We start from the raw sequence: 3,743 nt of genomic DNA on the forward strand, positions 1-3,743 counted from the left end.
TTCGATGAAGGACGGCTCGCCCGGGATTCCCTCCGGGGTGAACATCTGACGGTCCAGCCCGGCGGAGAAGGACTTGCCCTCACCCCGCAGCACCACGACGCGAACGGAGCCCGGCAGCAGCCGACCGGCCTCGGCGAGCGCCCGCCACAGGGCGGGGCTCTGCGCGTTGAGCTTGGCCGGGTTGGCCAGCGTCACCGTGGCGAGGGTGTCCTCGACGGTGAGCCGTACGCCGTCCTTGTCGAGTGCGGGAGCGAGGTCCTGCTCGGGCGAAGCCATGGGGCGCCTCCGATGGGTGCGGTCAGCAGAGCGAAGCTAAGTGACTGCACAGTAACCACCCGGCCGGTCGGTCTTCCGACCGGGTGGCCACCATCGAAGCCGATGGGCCGCCCGGAGTCAGGACGAAGCGGCCTTCTTACCGCGGGTCGCTCCGCCACGCCCACGCAGCGTGACGCCCGACTCGCTCAGCATCCGGTGCACGAAGCCATACGAGCGGCCGGTCTCCTCGGCCAGCGCCCGGATGCTCGCACCGGAGTCGTACTTCTTCTTCAGGTCTGCCGCGAGCTTGTCGCGCGCGGCGCCGGTCACCCGGCTGCCCTTCTTCAGAGTCTCGGCCACCCGTGCCTCCTCATGGGAAGTGCGCTCTGGTCTCCTCATGATCACCCCTCCCGGGCGGGATGGCCACCCATTCGGCAAGGTCCGTGGGACATCGTTGTGACGACAGGAGCGGATACCCACAAGCGGAACAGTGGATTCCGAGGGGTGCGGTCCACGGGTCCGCGCGAGCGGGGTCGTGAAGTACCAGGTCAGGAGGGCAGAGCGGCCAATCCCCCCACGGTGGGGGATCGGCCGGAAAATCCGTGTACGACACACCCCGATACGAGGAGATCTCACACAGATGATGGATCACCGATGGGCCGAATGATCCATACGCAGTGGATCAGTGCGCCGGTCAGGCCAGGGCGACGAGATCCGCGTAGTCGGAACCCCACAGGTCCTCGACGCCGTCCGGCAGCAGGATGATCCGCTCCGGCTGGAGCGCCTCGACCGCTCCCTCGTCGTGGGTGACGAGGACGACGGCGCCCTTGTAGGTGCGCAGGGCGCCGAGGATCTCCTCGCGGCTCGCCGGGTCCAGGTTGTTCGTCGGCTCGTCCAGCAGCAGCACGTTCGCCGAGGAGACCACCAGGGTCGCGAGGGCGAGACGCGTCTTCTCGCCGCCCGAGAGCACCCCGGCCGGCTTGTCGACGTCGTCACCGGAGAACAGGAACGAGCCGAGCACCTTGCGGACCTCGACCAGGTCCATGTCGGGGGCGGCCGAGCGCATGTTCTCCAGGACCGTACGGTCCGGGTCCAGGGTCTCGTGCTCCTGGGCGTAGTAGCCGAGCTTGAGCCCGTGACCGGGGACGACCTGGCCGGTGTCGGGCTGCTCCACGCCGCCGAGCAGCCGCAGCAGGGTGGTCTTGCCGGCGCCGTTCAGGCCCAGGATGACCACCCGGGACCCCTTGTCGATGGCGAGGTCGACGTCGGTGAAGATCTCCAGCGAGCCGTACGACTTCGACAGGCCCTCGGCCGTCAGCGGGGTCCGGCCGCAGGGCGCGGGCTCGGGGAAGCGCAGCTTGGCGACCTTGTCGGACTGGCGGACCGCCTCCAGCCCGGAGAGCAGCTTGTCGGCGCGGCGCGCCATGTTCTGCGCGGCGACGGTCTTGGTCGCCTTGGCCCGCATCTTGTCGGCCTGCGAGTGCAGCGCGGCGGCCTTCTTCTCGGCGTTGGCCCGCTCGCGCTTGCGGCGCTTCTCGTCCGCCTCGCGCTGCTGCTGGTACAGCTTCCAGCCCATGTTGTAGACGTCGATCGTGGACCGGTTCGCGTCCAGGTAGAACACCTTGTTGACGACGGTCTCCACGAGGTCGACGTCGTGGGAGATCACGATGAAGCCGCCGCGGTACGTCTTCAGGTAGTCCCGCAGCCAGATGATCGAGTCCGCGTCGAGGTGGTTGGTCGGCTCGTCGAGCAGCAGCGTGTCGGCGTCGGAGAACAGGATCCGGGCCAGTTCGATACGGCGGCGCTGACCGCCGGAGAGCGTGTGCAGCGGCTGGCCGAGCACCCGGTCGGGCAGGTTCAGCGCGGCGGCGATGGTGGCGGCCTCGGCCTCGGCGGCGTACCCGCCCTTGGTGAGGAACTCGGTCTCCTGGCGTTCGTACTGCTTCAGGGCCTTCTCGCGGGTGGAGCCCTTGCCGTTGGCGATGCGCTGCTCGTTGTCGCGCATCTTGCGGATCAGTGCGTCGAGGCCGCGCGCGGAGAGGATGCGGTCGCGGGCGAGGACGTCCAGGTCACCGGTGCGGGGGTCCTGCGGGAGGTAGCCGACCTCGCCGGAGCGGGTGATCTGGCCGGCGGCCGGGATGCCCTCGCCGGCCAGGCACTTGGTGAGCGTGGTCTTGCCCGCGCCGTTGCGGCCGACGAGGCCGATGCGGTCGCCCTTGGCGACACGGAAGCTGGCGTTCTCGATGAGGACGCGCGCACCGGCGCGCAACTCGATACCGGAGGCGGAGATCAAGGACAGACTCCAGGGCGTACAGGGATTGGCGGGTGGGCGGCTGAGGACGTTCCCGCCGTCTAATGCGCGAGGAGAATGGCCATGGGAACCAGTCTAACGGGGGCGGGCAAGCGGTTTTTCTGCGTCCAGGCGCCCGGGGCGCGGGCCGGGGAGGTCGTTGCCCAGCGGGGTGCGGCCGGGCACGATCCGGCCCAGCTCGTCCAGGGCCACGAGCTGGGCCGTCCAGGCGCCGTCCGCGCACGGCTGGGCGAGCAGCAGCGCCGTACCGCGCCGCACGGCGCCCTCGGGGCGGAAGGCGCAGCCCGGCCGGGCGGGCAGCACCCAGCGCAGGTCGCCGTCGGCGGTGCGGTAGGCGGTGACCCGGCGCGGGGTGACGACGGCGAGGACGCCGCGGCCGAGGGGGCGCAGGACGCCGGTTCCGCCCTGGGCCGGGAGCCACTCGGCCGCGTCCGGCAGCGCCCGGTGCCAGCGCACGGAGCGGCCGTCGGTGTCGGTGAGCAGCCCGTCGTCCCAGAGCGCGATCGCCTCCCCGCGCGCGGGGAGCACGGAGACGGGCCGGTGCCCCGCGCGCGCGTAGCGCCACCGCAGCGCGCCGGTACCGCTCTCGTAGCCGGCCACAGCGCCGTCGCGGGCCCGTACCGCCCAGGGCGCAGGCTCGCGGTGCGGCCAGGCGGACCGGCCGGGCACGAGCCGGTCGCCGTAGGGGGCGGGCCGCACGTGGCGGGCCAGGCCGAGCAGGCCCAGGGCGACGACGGCCGCGAGGAGGGCGGCGAGGAGACGGTGCGGTGGACGTGCCCGTGGTGGAAGTGCCACCTTGCCCCCTGCGTGCCCCCTGGTGCGGACGGGAATCCGCCGTGCCGGATCAGGCGCAGAGCGTAGTCGCCCGCGGTGCGGCGGGCGGGGCGGCCGGGCGGGCCGGAGCCGCGGGTCCCCCGTTCGGCGGCGGGTGGTGCGGGCCGCCGGGCCGGGGCGTCGTCGGTGGTGCCTGGGAGACTCGGGGAGGACGGCGCAACCGAGGCGCGAAGGAGTGATCGGCATGGCAGGCAGGGGTGGCACCGCACGGCCGAGCATCTGCCCCACGCTGTTGTACGCGGACGCCAGGGCGGCGATCAGGCAGCTCACGGAGGCCCTGGGCTTCACCGAGCTGTCGGTGTACGAGACGCAGGACGGCGAGGTGCTGCACGCCGAGCTGGTC

General features: G+C 71.9%; 4 protein-coding genes and 1 pseudogene. 1 reads left to right on the plus strand and 4 read right to left on the minus strand.

What is annotated here, in order from left to right; translation table 11 throughout:
- The 4 genes from IE312_RS42170 to IE312_RS28340 form a co-directional block, all read right to left on the minus strand.
- Positions 1–276: enoyl-CoA hydratase/isomerase family protein (locus tag IE312_RS42170; RefSeq protein WP_229900529.1), on the minus strand; the 276-nt coding region annotated here is incomplete at its 3' end.
- A gap of 117 nt (positions 277–393) precedes the next feature.
- Positions 394–615, minus strand: a complete 222-nt coding sequence (locus tag IE312_RS28330) for a helix-turn-helix domain-containing protein (RefSeq protein ID WP_004002281.1) — start codon at positions 613–615, stop codon at positions 394–396.
- 334 nt (positions 616–949) lie between these two features.
- Positions 950–2,548: an ABC-F family ATP-binding cassette domain-containing protein gene (locus IE312_RS28335; protein WP_189985142.1), complete on the minus strand. Its 1,599-nt coding sequence runs from the start codon at positions 2,546–2,548 to the stop codon at positions 950–952.
- Between the two features lie 93 nt (positions 2,549–2,641).
- Positions 2,642–3,361, minus strand: a complete 720-nt coding sequence (locus IE312_RS28340; protein ID WP_189985143.1) for a PQQ-binding-like beta-propeller repeat protein — start codon at positions 3,359–3,361, stop codon at positions 2,642–2,644.
- Positions 3,362–3,584: 223 nt separating this feature from the next.
- Between IE312_RS28340 and IE312_RS42175 the strand changes: the two are divergent.
- Positions 3,585–3,743: pseudogene (locus IE312_RS42175) on the plus strand (VOC family protein); the annotation flags it as partial.

Origin of the sequence: Streptomyces capoamus, assembly GCF_014654935.1 — a bacterium.
In the GTDB taxonomy this organism is placed as follows: Bacteria; Actinomycetota; Actinomycetes; order Streptomycetales; family Streptomycetaceae; genus Streptomyces; species Streptomyces capoamus.